Consider the following 16332-nt stretch of genomic DNA (forward strand, 5'->3'; position numbering starts at 1 on the left):
GGGCCGGAGCGGGTGCGGAGACGTTGCGCCGCTGTTGCCTTCTCCCGCGAGCGGGAGAAGGCGCCCCGAAGGGGCGGATGAGGGCATCCACGGTCTCACGCGACCGAACCGTCGAACCGTCGAACCGTCGAAGTCAGCCGTTGCCCAGCACGCCGACATGGAAGGCATGCACCCGCCGCGCATCGGCGCTGGCGACCCGGAACACGAACCGGTCCAAGGTGAGTTCCTCGCCGGCTTCGGGCAGATGCCCGATCGCCGCGGTGACCAGGCCGCCGATGGTGTCGTACTCGTCGTCGTCGAAATCGGCGCCGAAACGTTCGTTGAAATCGTCGATCGGGGTCAGCGCGTCGACCACGTATTGGCCGTCGGCCTGCGCCGCGATCAACGCGTCGGTGTTCTCGGCTTCGTCGTGCTCGTCGTCGATCTCGCCGACGATCTGCTCCAGCACGTCCTCGATGGTGAGCAAGCCGGCGACGCCGCCGTGCTCGTCGATCACGATCGCCATATGGTTGCGCGACTGGCGGAATTCGCGCAGCAGCACGTCCAGGCGCTTGGATTCGGGAATCAGCACCGCCGGCCGCAACAATTCGTGGATGCTGCCCGGGCCGTTGTCGGCGACCACGCCGCGCAACAGATCCTTGGCCAGCAGGATGCCGAGAATCTCGTCCTTGTCGTCGCCGTGCACCGGGAAGCGCGAGTGCCCGGATTCGACCACCATTTTCATCAGGTCGAGAAACTTGGCGTCGGCCGGCAAGGCGACCATTTGCGAACGCGGGATCATCACATCGCCGACGGAGAGGTCGGAGACCGCGATCGCGCCTTCCATCATGTGCAAGGTATCGGCGGCGATCAGCCCGTCGGATTGCGCATCGCGCAGCAACTCGACCAAGTCTTCGCGGGAACTGGGCTCGCCCGACAGCGCCGAACTGATGCGGTCGAGCCAGGAACGCCGTTTCTCGGGGGGTTCCGGCGAATGGGTACTACTGTCGTCCTCGGACATTCGATTCTTGAGCAGCGCCCTTTGGGGGAAGAGCGAGAGAATCAGTCTAACCCGGAAGCCCGCTCATGCACTCCCCGAGCCGGCCGGGACGATGCGCGGGCCCCTCGCTCCGGCCGCGCGCTGAAATCGCTGTGTTGAAACATTTTCATTTAAAATCAATTGTCTATGCATGGGGCCGAGTGCTCCGGCCGTGTCCGCACCAGGTGAAACCGGCCGGCATTGGACAGCGCCAGCACTCCCACCTGCCGCCCGCCGCCGACACAGACGGTGAATGTGGCGTTGCTGCCGGCATTGCCGCCGTCTGGTTGAAACACCAGACGGGGACGCCCGGGCGAACTGTACAGGTGCAGTCCGCCGGCCATAGCGCCGGCCTGGTGTATCGCGACATCGCCGGCTCCGAATTTACGGTCGGCATCCAGATCGGCGAAGGCCAGCCAGCCGTGGCTCCAATCGTGCCCGTCGACGCAACTGGCCTGATCGCGGCTCGGGCACAACACCGTGGCCACTCCACCGGCGACCGCATGGCGCGACGACGCAAGGAAAGCTTCGCTCAAAGCGGTCTGGATGCGAACGATCTGCACGCGCTCGCTGACCGCGGCCACCGCCGGAATCGCGAACGCCAAGATAACCGCGACGACGGCCAGCGCGATCACCACTTCGAGTAACGACAGGCCACGATTGCGTTTCATTGTTCAGGCGCTCCTTCGCGCGGGTCCGACGGGAGCCGCAGTGTCGCCAAGTCGTCGCGGCGATGGGATCGGACTGTTCCGCGCTGGTGTATCGGATTTCGCGAAAGCGGGATTTCGCGATCGCTGAGCCGCAGAATGGCTGCAAAGAGATCACCATCGCTGTGCATCGAAGAAGAGGGCGCAAAAGAAGCGTGGAAGCAGAGTTTGCGCGGCAACCGAAAAAGGTGTGCCCGAATGCATTGCGCGAAAAGTACTTCGTGTGCAACTTGGGCCGTTCGCGCGAAAATTCGCGCCGTTCGTCCTCGACCGGCTCGCTTGCTTCGATAAGTCGGTCTTAGATTCGCTCCAGCTTCCACGGGTCGGATCGGCGATGAAATTCTTGCGGCGGGCGCAATCGGGATTCACGTTGCTGGAGCTGTTGGTCACCGTGACCGTGGCCGCCATCATTCTGGCGCTGGCGGTCCCCAACCTGATCGCCACGATCAACCGAAGCCGTCTGACCGGCGCGGCCACCGAACTGGTAGCGTCGTTGCAGACCGCGCGGATGGAAGCGATCAGGCGCAACGCGCGAATCACTGTCTGCCGCAGCGACAACCAGACCGTCTGCGCCACGGGCTCCGGGCGCTGGAACGGCTGGATCGTGGTGATGCCCGATGCCAACCGCGACGGCGTCGCCAACGATCCCGCCGTACTGCACGCGGTGCAACTCAAGTCATCAGTGCAGATGAGCAGTGCCTTGACTTGGGGGGCGTCTGTCCTATCGCCCCGACGGATTCGCACGCGACGGCGACGGTACCGACACCGCGTTTCTCAACACCCAATTCGACGTCTGCCTTCCGACCACGATGCCGGAGCAGAACGTGCATCGGGTGCGCCTGTCTTCGGGAGGGCGTTTGTCCACGGACTTGGTCGAAGCCAAAGGAGTGTGCGCGCAATGATCCGCCGGTCATTCATTCCCGTTGCCGCGCAACGATGCCGACGAGAGCCGCGCGGCCGAAAACGTCAGTCGGGCGTAGGGCTGATCGAGATTCTGGTGGCCGTGCTGGTGTTGGGGCTCGGCCTGCTCGGAGTCGCCGCCATGCAGAGCTTGGCGCTACGTAATAGCCAAAGTTCGATGCAGCGCAGCCAAGCGGTGGTCCAGGCCTATGCGATGGCCGATGCGATGCGGGCCAATCCCACGGCGGCGAGCGCGGGCGCCTACGATACCGGTGGCCTTCAATGCTTCGGTGAAGTCAAGCCCGAGGCCGGCAGCTTGGCGGCCGCAGATCGCGCGGCTTGGTTGCAATCCTTGGGAAAAAGCCTGGGCGAGAATGCCAAGACGTGCGGCCAGGTCGCATGCAAGGACTCGCTATGCACGATCGAGGTGCGCTGGGACGACAGCCGCGGCGCGAACGCGGGAGGCGAGAAGGATGCCGACAAACAAACGTTCAGTATGCAGGTGCGCCTATGAGCCGGGCGATGCGTAGCACGGACTTCCGCCGCAGCCGCGGCCTGAGTCTGATCGAGCTGATGGTCGCTCTGGTTCTGGGATTGCTGCTGACTATGGGCGCGCTGTCGATCTTCCTTGCTTCACGCGCCGCGTTTCGCACCACCGAAGATCTTTCGCGCGTGCAAGAGGCCGCGCGCGTGGCATTCGAGTTGATGGCGCGCGACGTGCGCGAGGCCGGCGGCAACCAATGCCCAAGTTCCATCCGCACCTCCAACATCGTCGCCGAACGCGAGGGCGCCTACTGGAAGAATTGGAACACCGTGTTTCGCGGATTCGGCGGCGAAACGGCATATTCCGCGCCAGTGCAGGGTTTCGGCGATGGCGAGGGGGCGCGAGCCGCGGGCACCGACGGCCTGGAAGTGCATTCGACCAAGGATCTGGGCGTTTACTTGACTGCGGCGATGACCGCCAAGGATTCCGCGCTGGCGATCAACGCGCTTCCGCCGTCGATTCGCGCCAACGACGTGTTGATGGTCTGCGATTTCCGCTTGGTCTCGCTGTTCAAGGCCACCGCCGTAGCGGCCGGGTCGGTTGAACATGGCCGCGGTGGCAATTGCAGTGCCGGGTTCACCCGCCAGGTCGCATTGGCCTGTGAGGACGAAAAGCTTCCGCCAGAAGCCTGGCACTTGTACGGCGTCAATTCGGTCGTGGCGCGCCCGCGTTCCGTGCGCTGGTTCGTCGGCAACAACGGCCGCGGCGGCAAGTCGCTCTACAGAACGGTCATGCACTCCGATGCCGCAACGCCTGGTGCCGATGAGGTGGCCGAGGGTGTCGAGCAAATGCGGATCCAGTATCTGGTCGATGGCGAAAGCGCCTATCAGGCGGCGGCCGCCGTCGCCGATTGGTCGAAGGTCAAGGCCGCGCGCGTGGAACTGTCCTTGCAAAGCGAGCGTAAAAGCGGGGACGACGGCAAGGCCATCGGGCGAACAGTCAGCGCCACGCTGAGTTTGCGCAACAGAAGCAACTGAGGAATAGGCGATGAAACGAACGACACGCATGGCCTCGTTCCGCGGGGCCTCGGGTCAACGCGGAGCGGCATTGGCGGTCATCATGATCATGTTGCTGGTCATGATGCTGTTGGGTGTGGCGATCCTGCGCAGCACCATGCTCGAAGAGCGCATGAGCGCCGGTATGTACGACCGCAGCCTCGCGTTCGAATCGGCCGAGCGCGCCTTGCGCGAAGGCGAGCGCATGGTCGACGCGGCAGTCAAGCAAAGCCGGACGATCGGCCAGGACTGCACCATATCCAACGCGACATGTCCTTCCGTACCCGCCGATACGTACGGCGGAGCGGTGATTGCCTGCGGCGGCGTCGAAGCGGCGTGCTGGACCAGCGCGAGTACCGCCAGCAGCGACCCCAAGGTCCCGATCGCCGGGACGCCGCAGTACTACGTCGAGTTCATGGGGCGACGGACGACCGCTGACGATCTCGGCGTCTCCGGAGGAAATCCCTATGAACCGGGCAGTGCCCCTGAGACCAACGTCGCCTATTACCGGGTGACCGCGCGCAGCCACGATCCGCGCCAGCACCAGGATCGTGCAGTGGTGGTGCTGCAATCGACCATGGCCAGCTTCTGATGAACGTTCGTAATTCCCGATTCGATCCTAGCGCTGCCATCTCAGCGGCCCGGCAGCTCGACTCCTTCAGGAGCAAAACCATGCGTGTCAACAGATCGCATCCTTACGGGCCGGTCGCTATGGCCAAGCGCCTGCAGGCCGTGCTGATCGGCCTAATCGCCGCCTTGAGCGCGACGCCGTCGATGTCCGTTGAAATCCAGAACAGACCGCTGGCGCTGGGCAACGACGTGCCCAACAACATGGTGCTGATTCCGTCGGTGGAGTTTCCAACCATCATCTCCCAGGCCAACTTCGATTTGATCAATGGCCAGGACACCTATAATCCGAGCCGGTCATATGTAGGTTATTTCGATTCCGAGAAGTGCTACGAATACGTATTCGATGCGCAAGAGCGCTTGCGTCATTTCAAGCCGGTATCGGCGGCAAGCAGCAGAACCTGTTTGGGCGCCAGCAAGCAATGGAGCGGAAACTTCCTCAATTGGGCCGCTACCCAGACCATCGACCCGTTCCGCAAGGCATTGACCGGCGGCTATCGGGTCAAGGACACGCCGCAAGAGACCTGGCTGGAGAAGGCGGTCAACGAAGACCATGGCATCGGTACGAGATTCTTCGATAACAAGCTGCTATCGAAGGGGCAGACCGGTTTGATGCCGATAAGCGAAGCCTTTCCCGTCCGCATGCGTGCGTACAAATTGCGCGCGCAGATATTCTTCACCAACGACTCCACATTGGACAAGAAGACCGGCAATGACCGGGTAGAGGCGGCTCAACTGGCCACCGCAGTTCCTTACAATCCTGGTGTGCATGGAAGTTTGACAGGCAAGACGTCCAAGGGAGCGGTCGACCCCACGGTCTATTCGGTCAGCATCCGCGTAGCTGTGTGCGTGGAATCCGGCAAGGTCAAGCCGGAGGCCAATTGCATCAAGTACGCCAAGGGCTGGAAACCCGAGGGGTTGCTTCAGAAGTACAACGACAAACTCAGGTTCAGCATCTTCGGCTATCTCAACGATTCATCGGTTGGCCGCGACGGCGGCGTGCTGCGTGCCCGGCAGAAGTACATCGGACCTTTCAGCTATGATCCGATCAAAGGGCAACAACCCAATGCGGCCAAGGAGTGGGATCCGGGAACGGGCGTGCAAGACGCCAATCCAGACTCCGCCGATGCCAGCGGAACCAACACGCGAGTTGGCGGAAACCACGTCACCAATAGCGGTGTCATCAACTATCTCAACAAGTTCGGGCAGACCACCGGCACGGACACCAGCAACAACGCCAAAGGCCTGGACAACGTCAGCGAGCTCTATTACGCGGCGACCCGCTATTTCAAGAATCAGGACAACGTTCCCGAGTACACGGATATAACGACGGCGAACGCAGAGTTGCAGACCGACCGCTTTCCGGTCATCACCGACTGGGTCAATCCTATTCAGTACCGATGCCAGCGCAATGTCGCGGTGGGGATCGGTGATGCCTACACCCATCGTGACCGTAATCTGCCGGGTTCGACCGTGCGCAACGGAGAGCCCGCGATGCCCGCCAAGGTAACGGCCGATACATCCGTCAACGTCGAAACCGAGCTGAATCGTGTTTTTCAGTTGGAAGGCCTGAACAAGAATGCGAAGACCATACCTTTCAACCCCGAGGGCAGTCTCAATTCTGCGTTTATCGCCGGCCTCGCCTATGCCGCGCATACCCAGGATTTGCAGCCCGATATGCCCGACAAACAGACGCTGTCGACTTACTGGGTCGATGTCCTGCCGGATAAGATCGTGGTGCCCAGCGCCAGGAATCAATACTACCTGGCGGCCAAGTACGGCGGCTTCGATGTTCCGGAAGGATTCGACCCCAACACGCGCACGGAGCAGCTGACCGATGCCTGGTGGACGGACGGCGACCTGATCGGTCTGGCCGATGCGGCGAACGAGAAGCGCCCGCGTAACTTCTTCGTCGCCTATCAAGCCGAGCAGATGATTCAGGGCTTGACCAAGGCCTTCGAAGCCTCACTCCGCGGCCGACGTGGTGCAGCCTCGGCAGTCGGCCTCAACGGTGCCTCCGCGCAGGAAGGCGCGGTGATCTATGCACCGACCTACTTTACCGACTGGCGCGGCGAACTGGCCGCGAAGCGTCTGGACCCGATCACCCGCACCTTTGTGCCGGTCTGGATCGCAGGAGAGAAGGTGCCGGTTCCTGCGGAGCGCAAGGTGTACGCCAACAGCGGCGGCTACAAGGAATTTACCTGGAGCGCTCTGGACCCCGGAGACCGCAGCAGCTTGTCCAGTGTCGCGTTCGCCGACACGACCGGCAAGGTTCTTGCGACCGGTGCAGACGTTCTGAATTACCTGCGCGGCGAGCGGAGCAAGGAGATTGCAAAGGGCGGCCCGCTGCGTGACCGCTCGGGCGTACTCGGCGATTTCGTCAACTCCACGCCGCTTTATGTCGGCAAACCCAACGCGGGGCATTACGCCAACGCCACGTTCAACGGCGGAGGCGAGGCCTATCGCAAGTTCGCCGCGGACAGCGCGAATCGCAAGGCCGTGGTCTATGTCGGCGGAAACGACGGCATGCTGCATGGTTTCGACGCAGAAACCGGCGCTGAAACGTACGCGTTCATCCCGCAAGCGGTGCTCAAGCGCACCGGCATGGATGGGCTGGCGGGCTACGCTTCGCCCAACTATGTGCATCGGTTTTTCGTCGACGGCGAGCTGACCGTCGCCGATGTTTACATCCAGGGCGCATGGAAAACCGTGCTGATCGGTACCCTGGGACGCGGTGGCCGTGGGGTATTCGCGCTCGACATCACCAATCCAGAGGACGTCAAGTTCATGTGGGAGTTGTCCGACTCGCAGATTCCCGCGCTGGGCAATAATCTCGGCAAACCTTGGATTTCACAGACCGCCAACGGAACCTGGACGGTACTGCTCGGCAATGGCCCCAATAGCGATGGCGGCAAGGCGCAGTTGGTGACGCTCGACGTGGCCACCGGTGCGGTGACTGCCATAGATACCGGTGTGGCGGGCGATAACGGTCTCTCGGCCGCGCGCGCTTGGGATTCGAACAACGACGGGTTCGTCGACACGGCCTATGCCGGCGACATGAAGGGAAATCTGTGGAAGTTCTCCGGCTTTGGCGGTTCTGTCAGCGCGACCAAGCTTTTCGAAGCCACCGGCGATGGCAAGGCGCAACCGATCACGGCCACACCTTTGGTGGGTCGCAAGCCCGACTCACTTGAAACCTGGGTGTTCTTCGGCACCGGCGCCTTTCTCGGCAGTGCCGACTTGGGCGACAAATCCAAGCAGTCTTGGTATGGGATCACGGACCTGGGTACTTTGGTTACACGCGGTGAATTGACCGCGCGCGTCATCGAATTCGAGGGGCCGATGATCCAGCAGGATAAATCGGAAGTCGATGTGCGGGTGATTTCAGCGGCCAAGGACGGCGACATGGTCGGCAAGAAAGGCTGGTATCTGGACTTGGTTTCGCCCGGGCCGACATTGCGTGGCGAGCGGATGGTGGTGCCTAACCTGTTCGACGGCAATCGCTTGCTCGGAATCAGTCGCATCCCCGACGTGAGCGATCCCTGTAGCCCGGGTGGCGAGGGTTTCATCATGGAAATCGATCCTTTCACGGGCGGGCGCGCCAATGGCCATGTGTTCGATGCCAATGGCGACGGAAAGATCGACAGCAACGATGGAGTGGTGATCGGCGGCGGTGGCGACCCGGGCACGCCCATCTCCGGCATAGGGACGAAGGGTGGTGCGCCGAATGGCGGCGTGATCATTCCGGGCAACAACGGCAACGTCATTCCCATCCAGAACGATTCGGGTGGGTTGGAGCATCCCAAAAGCGCGCCGGCCGGGTTGGGCGCCAAGCGAGTGGCGTGGCGTGAGATCCGCCGCGACTAGTCGGGGTTGCTACATCGAGCGACAGTGAACCGTACCGCATCAGGGGGAGGCATCGTGCGCAATCGCAAGAACGCGGGTTTTACTTTGATCGAGTTGATGATCGTGGTCGGCGTCGTCGCCATATTGGCTTCGCTCGCTTACGCTTCTTACGCCCAGCAGATCGTCAAGTCGCGGCGGGCCACGGCCACGGCCTGTCTGATGGGGCAGGTTCAGTACATGGAGCGCTACTACACCAGTCGATTCACCTATATCGGCGCCACGGTGCCCAGTAGCGGGTGTGTCACCGAATTGAACGATTTCTACACGTTTGGGAGCACGATCACCGCCTCCGTTTACACGCTCACCGCGACGCCGAGAGGAGCGCAGGCGGCTGGGGACGGTAGATGCATGACCTTGTCGATCACCGACAAGGGAATCAAGGGCAGAAGCGGGCCAGCGACGGATGTGCTCGATTGCTGGTGATTCGTCCAGGGCGATCTCGGTGTTTGGCGTCGCGCGCCTAAACGACCGGAATAGCCTGGCGATACGATCAGGGAAATCCTATAAGCGCGTGTCGCAGTCCCTGATTCCATCGGCATGCCGTTGACCGCATCCTGCATCGAGTCGCCGTCGCACGGGCTTCGGTCGATATTGGACTTTGACGCAATCGATACTCAAGGAAGAGGAGCTAAGCATGATCCGATACGCCCGCGCCGCCATTTTGGCTTGCGTCCTGCCGCTGTTGACGTTGTCGCTATCGGCAGCGGCTGCCACCGACTCGGCTGCCACTCGCAACTACGTCGATCTTTCCGATCGCCTGAACGACGATGCCGAAATCGAAGCGTGGTACACCGCCATGCATCGCCTTCGCCACGACTTCGATCAAATCTGCGGCGACACGTTCTGCGAAGGCGACTACAGCAATATCTACGCATTGCGCTTTCGCTGCTCGGTCGACGACACCAGCGGCGTGGTCGGTCAGTGCGTGTGGATTTTCGCGGCCAGCAACGAGGAAATCGCGGCCGACACAGGGCGTATCTCGGTGCAGCCCAAGGCCTGGCGCTGCCGCTTGCCGTTGGCGCCGCGGACCTCCGCTTCGGCCTTGCTCGGCGCGTTGGCGGTGGAGCGGCCGTTGTACGCGACCCTGCCGGGGACGAGCAAGTCGATCTACGATGGGCTGGCCGACTGTTTGTGATCGCATCGCGCGCCATGCGATGGTGAGGGCGACGGATATCGTGAAGCGGTGCACCGCCGTTCGAGCGGTCAAGGACGGCCGAAACAATTGCATCGTTCGCGCGGCCATCCGTCGCATTCTCGTGGGATCGCTTTAGCGAGCCTCGCGCGAGCAGGCGAAGTCAGGTTCCGGGTCAATCTTCCAGATAGGGATCGGCGATGCCGAGCCCGGCCAGAATCTCACGCTCGAGTTGCTCCATGCACTCGGCCTCGCGCTCGTCCTCGTGATCCCATCCGAGCAGGTGCAAGGTGCCGTGCACGGTCAGGTGCGCGTAGTGATCGTTGAGCACCTTCTTCTGTTCGCGCGCTTCGCGTGCGACGACCGGAGCGCAGATCACCAGGTCGCCGAGCAGCGGCATCTTCACCCCTTTCGGCAGGCCCTCGGGCAGGTCGGCGGGAAAGCTCAGGACGTTGGTGGCGTAGTCGCGATCGCGATAGTGGCGATTGAGCGATCGACCTTCCTTCGTGCCAACGATGCGGATTGCCAAGTCCGCTTCGCGGATACGGCCCTTGAGCGCGGCGGCGACCCACTTTCGGAAACTGGTCGCAGCTGGCAGGCCTTTGCGAGGCAGGGCGTAGTTGATGGTGACATCGAGTCGTACGGGACCTTGGGTCATCGCGGCGCTCACTCTTCGTTGCGTGCGCGCGGCCATTGGCAGCGCGGAAATCGGGACATCGCCGCCGACGGCGCGCGACCGGCGGCGATCGGCTGGCACCGGTTCCGTTCGCGACATCGGTCGCGAGCCGGGACCGGGGGCGTGGGTCAGGTGTTCGGGGGGCCGCTTTGCGCATCCTTCGCGTCGCGCGCCTCATAGGCGGTGACGATGCGCGAGACCAATGGATGACGGACCACATCCTTGGCCTCGAAAAACGTGAAGCTGATTCCGCTGACGTTGCGCAACACGTCGAGCGCGTCGCGCAGACCCGACTTGACGTGCTTAGGCAGATCGACCTGGGTGAGGTCGCCGGTCACCACCGCGGTGCTGCCGTAGCCGATGCGGGTCAGGAACATCTTCATCTGTTCGATGGTGGTGTTCTGCGCTTCATCGAGAATCACGTAGGCATCGTTGAGCGTGCGGCCGCGCATGTAGGCCAGCGGCGCGATCTCGATGACATTCTTCTCCAGCAGTTTGACGACTTTCTCCACGCCGAGCATTTCGTACAGCGCGTCGTACAGCGGCCGCAGGTAGGGATCGACTTTCTGGGTCAGATCGCCGGGCAGGAAGCCGAGCTTCTCGCCGGCCTCCACCGCCGGGCGCACCAGGATCAGGCGCTGCACGCGCGATTCGTTGAGCGCCTCGACCGCGCTGGCCACGGCCAGGAAGGTCTTGCCGGTACCGGCCGGGCCGATGCCGAAGTTGATGTCGTGGGTGGCGATCGCGTGCAGGTACTTGGCCTGGTTGGCGCCGCGGCCGCGGATGGTGCCGCGCTTGACCCGGATCGCGACTTCCTGCGGTTCGATCCCGTCCTGCACGACTTGGTCGACGCCGAACTCGGTCAGCGCCAGATGGATCGCGTTCTCGTCCAGGGTTTCCTCGCCCGCGTCCTTCCATAGCCGGCGCAACAGCTTCTCGGCCTGGCCGACCGCGCCGACCGACCCGTCGATGCGGAAGATGTTGCCGCGATTGGCGATCTCAACGCCCAGGCGCAGTTCGATCATGCGCAAATGGCCGTCGAAGGGGCCGCTGAGGTTGGCGAGACGTTCGCTGTCGGCGGGATCCAGGGTGAATTCGGATACGGTTCGGGCGGGCATGAGGGAAGCGTAAGCAGAATGCGCACACAATGCGCGCTGGGTGGTCACAGCTTGCGCCTGTTGCGGCTTTTTCGCAAAGCCACCCCCGAAGCATGGGCGGGATTTTCCGTCGCGGCCGTGCCCACGACGCAGAACCCCAAGCGCGCGCGGCGCATGCGAAAACCCGCTGCCGAATGCCTTCACGACGTGCCGACACCGCCCGCGCGCGCCGCGTTCTGTTTGCTCGATCGGCGGCTCGGTCATCGCCCTCCGGGCCGACCCTCGCGCGTGGTCCGCCAGACCCGTAACGCGCCCATCACGGTCAGCAGCGCCGAGCCGATCAGCCATAGCAGGGTGATCGCGTCTGGATCGAATGCACCGTGCCGGGTCGCGCGCATCCAAGAGCGCAGCAGGCCCAGCAGGCCCAGGCCGAGGAACCAGAAACCGACCGCGCCGCGAGACAGCAGGCCGCCACCCGGCGGCGGCGCTTGCGGCGGGTCAGGGGCGGGCGATCGCGAGGCCTGCGGCTCGTCGGTGGGTGGATCGGGGCGGGGCCGATCGTCGGACATGTTCTTTACTCCAGTGGCAACCGTAACCAGGTTCAGAACGCCATGGCGGCCGATCGCGGGCAAGAGGCCGATCGTCGCGGCGCCGACTCGATCTCGGGATTTTCGAGCCTCGCGTTGGTTCGAGTAGACGGTGTCGTGTGAAGTCCTGTGCTGGCCGATGCCGTCGACTGGGATAGTGCTCCGTGGAGGGCCGTGCAAGCCAGTATCGGCAGGCGCGGCGCGAAGCAGGATGTCCGCGGTCGGGGCGGGTACCGGCCAGCGACGGGTCGATGCAGACGGCGAGTCGGTGGGAGGGTGTGCGGCCGTGGCTGGTTGCAACGTCCGCGAAGGCGTTCGGCGCGATCGGCAGTGCGTGAACCTGCGGACGAGCGCGTGACCGGTCGGGCTGGCACGTGACGCCATCAGCGGGTCGATGCAGGCAGGTGTCGCACCAAGCCCGCGCTGACCGTCGCACCTCTTCCTCGCCGCCGATAACCATGCGCCGCCACGACGCCGCCGCCACCAGCGGCGAGCAACAGCCGCTATCGGCAAAGCCGCCGCGCTGGCTCATACTCAGCGCGCACATGGATACTCAATCGCAGGACATGGCGTCGCTGCAGACGCCGATGGGCGGCGCGGCCAGCCACAAACGCGGGCATCGCGCGCTGCCTGATCCGAACCGAAGCGACCTGGACTGGCGCGTGCGCATCGCCGGGCTCGGCCGCTATCTGCCGCAGCGTCGCGTCGCCAGCGCCGAGATCGAACGACGCATCGGCCTGCCCGAGGGCTGGGCGCTGCAAAACAGCGGCGTCGCCTTCCGTCACTGGGCCGAGCCCGAGCGCGAGCGTGCGAGCTGGATGGGCGCGCAAGCCGCGATGCAGGCCTGCGAATGCGCAGGCGTCGAACCGGCCGCGCTGGACCTGATCGTGAACGCTTCAGGCTCGGCCGAACGCGCGATTCCCGACGGCGGCCCGCTGTTGCAGCGCGAACTCGGCCTGGGTCGCTCGGGCATCCCGGCCTTGTCGGTGCATGCGACCTGTTTGAGCTTCGTCGCCGCGTTGGAACTGGCGGCCGAACGCATCCATCACGGCCGGATCGAGCGCGCCCTGATCGTCAGCAGCGAAATCGCCTCGGTCGGTCTGGATTTCGACAACGCCGAGATCTGCACCTTGTTCGGCGATGGCGCCGCCGCGGCGGTGCTCGAGCGCTCACCGGACGACAGCTCCAGCCGCATCCACCGTGTCGCCTGGCGCACGATGGGCGAGGGCGTGGAAATCACCACCTTGCGCGGCGGCGGCAGTTGGCGTCCGCCGCTGGGGCCGCTCACCACTGCCGCCGATGCGCTGTTTTCGATGCAGGGCCAGGCCGCGTTGCGCAGCGGCATCCGCCTGGTGCCGCATGTGATGCGCAGTCTCGGGCTCGACGATGCGGCCGCGCGCGATGCGCTGCGGTGGATCGCGCCGCATCAGGCCAGCCGCGCCGCGCTCGACGTGATCGAACAGATCGGCTTCGGCCGCGCGCGGATGGTGCGGACCCTGGAGCAGACCGGCAACTGCATCGCCGCGTCGATTCCGCTGGCGTTGGAGCAGGGCGTGCGCGACGGCACGATCCGTCGCGGCGAACCCGGCGTTGTGCTCGGCACCGGCGCCGGTTTGTCGGGCGTCGGTTTGACCATGACCTACTGAGCTGGACGATTCGATGATCGCAACGACATCAGCGAAATACCGAACCACGGCAGCCGATGCCATGGCGAAGTCTTTTGTGGGAGGGGCTTCAGCCCCGACAGGCGAAGCGATGCGACTGCATGCACCTGCGTTGCGACCGGATCGAGTCGGGGCTGAAGCCCCTCCCACAAAAGACTTCGCGACGCTCGTCGCGTCTGAAGCCTCTCCCGCAAAAGATTTCTCGGCGATCGTCGCGTCTGAAGCCCCTCCCACAAAAGACTTCGCGCCGATGGTCGAGTCTGCATCCTCTCTCATACAAGACTTCGCGGCGATCTTCGGTTTTGAAGCCTTGTCGATCGGCCAAGCCGTTCGCATCGCCGCGCGCATCGGAAAAATCGCACACCGAGTCGCAGCAACAGGTGCCGCGCGATGACCGCGCAACGCATCGTCATCACCGGCGCGACCGGTTTTCTCGGCGGCGCCTTGGCCCGGCATCTGCTCGCGGCTCGGCCGTGGACCCAGGTGGTCGGCTTGGGGCGCGATGCCGAACGCGGCCGCGCGCTGCAGGCGCAGGGCATCGAGTTCCAAGCGGTGGATCTGAGCGACGAAGGCGCCGTGCATCGCGCCGTGCGCGGGGCCGACATCGTCGTCCACTCGGCCGCGTTGTCCAGCCCCTGGGGCCGGCCCGAGGCGTTTTTCGACGCCAACGTCCGCGCCACCGATCACGTGATCGCGGCCTGCATCGCGCGACAGGTGCGGCGGCTGGTGCACATTTCCACGCCGGGGATCTATCACGACGGCGCGCCGCATCGCTGCATCGTCGAAGATCATCCGCTGCCGCTGCGTCCGGTCAACGACTACGCCGCGACCAAGCTGATCGCCGAGCGCCACGTGTTCGAACGTTGCGCCGCCGGCGGTGTCTCCGCCCTGGCGTTGCGCCCGCGCGCGATCTTCGGCCCCGGCGACAGCGCGATTCTGCCGCGTCTGGCCCAGGCCCTGCGCAGCGGCCGCCTGCGCCGCATCGGCGCGGAGGATTGCACGGTCGATCTGAGCTATATCGACAACGTGGTCGACGCGATCGTGCTGGCGATGGACGCCTCGTGGCGATTGAACGGCCGCGTCTACAACATCAGCAACGGCGAGCCGGTGGCGATCTGGAGCGTGATCGACCGCCTCGCCGACGCCTTGTCGTTGCCGCGTCCGCACAAACGCATGCCCAAACCGCTCGCGCTCGGCTTGGCAAGCGCGGTGGAGGCGTTCTATCGCCGCTTCAAACCCGACGCCGAGCCGCCGCTGCTGCGTTACGGCATCGAGCTGCTCAGCGTGGACATGACCTTGGACATCACCCGCGCGCGCGCGGAACTGGGGTATCGTCCGCGCGTGAGCATGGACGAAGCCCTGAATCGAACGTTGAGCGAACTGGCGCGCACGGAGGCGCGGCGGTGAGCGGCGAGGTCGCGCTGAGCCTGGCCGCGTCGGGCCACAGCTGCGCCGACCCGCGGCATCTGGGCTTGGCCGCCGGCCCGCGGATGCGGTTTCCCGCGGGTTGGGCGTTGATCGAACATCCGGTGCAGGGCGCGATCTTGTTCGATTGCGGTTACGGCCCGCGCGCGCGCGATGCGATGCGCGCCGGCGTGCGCTGGATTTATCGGCGGGCGATCCACGCGTGTTCCTCGCCGCATACCGATGCGGCGACCTTGCTCCACCAGCGCGGCCTCAGCAGCGACGATGTGCGGCTGGTGATCGTCAGCCATTTCCATCCCGATCACATCGGCGGGCTCGGTCAGTTCGCGCGGGCGCGCTTCGTCGCGCATGCGCAGGCCTGGCGGCAGGTGAGCGAGTCGGGCTGGTTCGGCCTGCTGCATGCGCAGATATGGAAGGAGCTGTTGCCGGAGGATTTCGCCGCGCGTCTGCAATTGCTCGACGACGACGGCCGGCGCGGGCTCGACGGCGATCTGGCGACCCTGGGCGAGGGCTGGGATCTGCTCGGCGACGGCAGCCTGCATGCGCTGCCGCTGCCGGGCCATGCGCGCGGTCAGATCGGGCTGGCGCTGCGCACACGCGAAGGCGAGCGCGTGGTGCTGGCGGCCGATGCGTTCTGGCGGCACGAACAGCTCGATCGCCAGCAGGCCTTGCCGTGGCTGACCCAGCAGGTGGCGATGGACGATGCCGGTGCCTACCGCGAAACCTTGCGGCGGCTCGCGCGTTTCCGCGACACCCACCCCGGCGCCTGGGTGATTCCTTCGCATTGCGCCGACACCTTGGCGTCGTGGCGGCGGCGGCACCCGCATTCGGTATTGGACGAGCTGCCGGAAGCGATCGCATCGGCGAGGTGAGGGGCGGGCGATGACGGGGTTGGGCACTGCGCGATCGATCGCGGGTCGCGCCGGGGCGTCGGTGAGCGGCTGCGGCGATCGATCGATATCGATTCTGTAAGACGCCTGCCGCGGGCTTCGGCGCAGGTTCGCTCGCTCGCGAGCGGCGTCACGGCGGCTTCGAACGCAAACGTATCGTTCCG

The 16332-nt window shown here is 64.5% G+C and carries 15 protein-coding genes; 10 read left to right on the forward strand and 5 right to left on the reverse strand.

The window, feature by feature from the left end; genetic code table 11:
• Positions 1-133: 133 nt before the first annotated feature.
• Together ACTOWJ_RS05235 and ACTOWJ_RS05240 are read right to left on the reverse strand one after the other, a co-directional pair.
• On the reverse strand, positions 134-1000 hold the full coding sequence (locus tag ACTOWJ_RS05235) for an HlyC/CorC family transporter (protein WP_441333546.1): 867 nt from the start codon (positions 998-1000) through the stop codon (positions 134-136).
• Between the two features lie 155 nt (positions 1001-1155).
• The gene (locus ACTOWJ_RS05240; RefSeq protein ID WP_441333547.1) at positions 1156-1689 is read right to left on the reverse strand and encodes a GspH/FimT family protein; all 534 of its coding nucleotides are present in this window, start codon (positions 1687-1689) and stop codon (positions 1156-1158) included.
• Between the two features lie 370 nt (positions 1690-2059).
• Here ACTOWJ_RS05240 and pilV point away from each other — a divergent pair, with 370 nt between their 5' ends.
• The 6 genes from pilV (at position 2060) to ACTOWJ_RS05270 (ending at position 9832) form a co-directional block, all read left to right on the forward strand.
• The gene (pilV, locus tag ACTOWJ_RS05245) at positions 2060-3139 is read left to right on the forward strand and encodes a type IV pilus modification protein PilV (RefSeq protein WP_441333548.1); all 1080 of its coding nucleotides are present in this window, start codon (positions 2060-2062) and stop codon (positions 3137-3139) included.
• Positions 3140-3147: 8 nt separating this feature from the next.
• Positions 3148-4146: a PilW family protein gene (locus ACTOWJ_RS05250; protein ID WP_441333549.1), complete on the forward strand. Its 999-nt coding sequence runs from the start codon at positions 3148-3150 to the stop codon at positions 4144-4146.
• Positions 4147-4174: 28 nt separating this feature from the next.
• Entirely contained in the window at positions 4175-4756 is a 582-nt protein-coding gene (locus tag ACTOWJ_RS05255; RefSeq protein ID WP_441333550.1) for a pilus assembly PilX family protein, read from the forward strand.
• A gap of 80 nt (positions 4757-4836) precedes the next feature.
• Positions 4837-8658 (forward strand): pilus assembly protein, encoded by a 3822-nt coding sequence (locus ACTOWJ_RS05260; RefSeq protein ID WP_441333551.1) that lies wholly within the window; start codon positions 4837-4839, stop codon positions 8656-8658.
• A gap of 24 nt (positions 8659-8682) precedes the next feature.
• Positions 8683-9120, forward strand: a complete 438-nt coding sequence (locus tag ACTOWJ_RS05265; RefSeq protein WP_441333552.1) for a type IV pilin protein — start codon at positions 8683-8685, stop codon at positions 9118-9120.
• A gap of 211 nt (positions 9121-9331) precedes the next feature.
• Complete coding sequence (locus ACTOWJ_RS05270; RefSeq protein WP_441333553.1) at positions 9332-9832, forward strand: hypothetical protein; 501 nt, start codon at positions 9332-9334, stop codon at positions 9830-9832.
• A gap of 172 nt (positions 9833-10004) precedes the next feature.
• On the opposite strand, the gene ybeY is transcribed toward ACTOWJ_RS05270, so the two are convergent.
• From ybeY to ACTOWJ_RS05285, 3 genes are all read right to left on the reverse strand, one after another.
• On the reverse strand, positions 10005-10487 hold the full coding sequence (ybeY, locus tag ACTOWJ_RS05275; RefSeq protein WP_441333883.1) for an rRNA maturation RNase YbeY: 483 nt from the start codon (positions 10485-10487) through the stop codon (positions 10005-10007).
• A 146-nt stretch (positions 10488-10633) separates the two neighbouring features.
• On the reverse strand, positions 10634-11623 hold the full coding sequence (locus ACTOWJ_RS05280) for a PhoH family protein (RefSeq protein ID WP_441333554.1): 990 nt from the start codon (positions 11621-11623) through the stop codon (positions 10634-10636).
• Between the two features lie 239 nt (positions 11624-11862).
• On the reverse strand, positions 11863-12171 hold the full coding sequence (locus ACTOWJ_RS05285) for a hypothetical protein (RefSeq protein ID WP_441333555.1): 309 nt from the start codon (positions 12169-12171) through the stop codon (positions 11863-11865).
• A gap of 563 nt (positions 12172-12734) precedes the next feature.
• Between ACTOWJ_RS05285 and ACTOWJ_RS05290 the strand changes: the two genes are divergently transcribed.
• Genes ACTOWJ_RS05290 through ACTOWJ_RS05305 form a run of 4 tightly spaced genes read left to right on the forward strand, consistent with a single transcriptional unit; the run spans position 12735 to position 16150 of the window.
• Positions 12735-13835 carry a 3-oxoacyl-[acyl-carrier-protein] synthase III C-terminal domain-containing protein gene (locus ACTOWJ_RS05290; protein WP_441333556.1) on the forward strand — a complete coding sequence of 367 codons (1101 nt, stop codon included), beginning with the start codon at positions 12735-12737 and terminating at the stop codon, positions 13833-13835.
• A gap of 13 nt (positions 13836-13848) precedes the next feature.
• Positions 13849-14247 carry a hypothetical protein gene (locus tag ACTOWJ_RS05295; protein WP_441333557.1) on the forward strand — a complete coding sequence of 133 codons (399 nt, stop codon included), beginning with the start codon at positions 13849-13851 and terminating at the stop codon, positions 14245-14247.
• The gene (locus ACTOWJ_RS05300; protein WP_441333558.1) at positions 14244-15260 is read left to right on the forward strand and encodes an NAD-dependent epimerase/dehydratase family protein; all 1017 of its coding nucleotides are present in this window, start codon (positions 14244-14246) and stop codon (positions 15258-15260) included. Before ACTOWJ_RS05295 ends, ACTOWJ_RS05300 begins: the two co-directional genes overlap by 4 nt.
• The gene (locus tag ACTOWJ_RS05305; RefSeq protein ID WP_441333559.1) at positions 15257-16150 is read left to right on the forward strand and encodes an MBL fold metallo-hydrolase; all 894 of its coding nucleotides are present in this window, start codon (positions 15257-15259) and stop codon (positions 16148-16150) included. The genes ACTOWJ_RS05300 and ACTOWJ_RS05305 overlap by 4 nt, the downstream gene beginning before the upstream one ends.
• Positions 16151-16332: the final 182 nt, after the last annotated feature.

The organism is Lysobacter sp. CA199 (assembly GCF_052078715.1).
Taxonomy (GTDB): Bacteria; Pseudomonadota; Gammaproteobacteria; order Xanthomonadales; family Xanthomonadaceae; genus Lysobacter.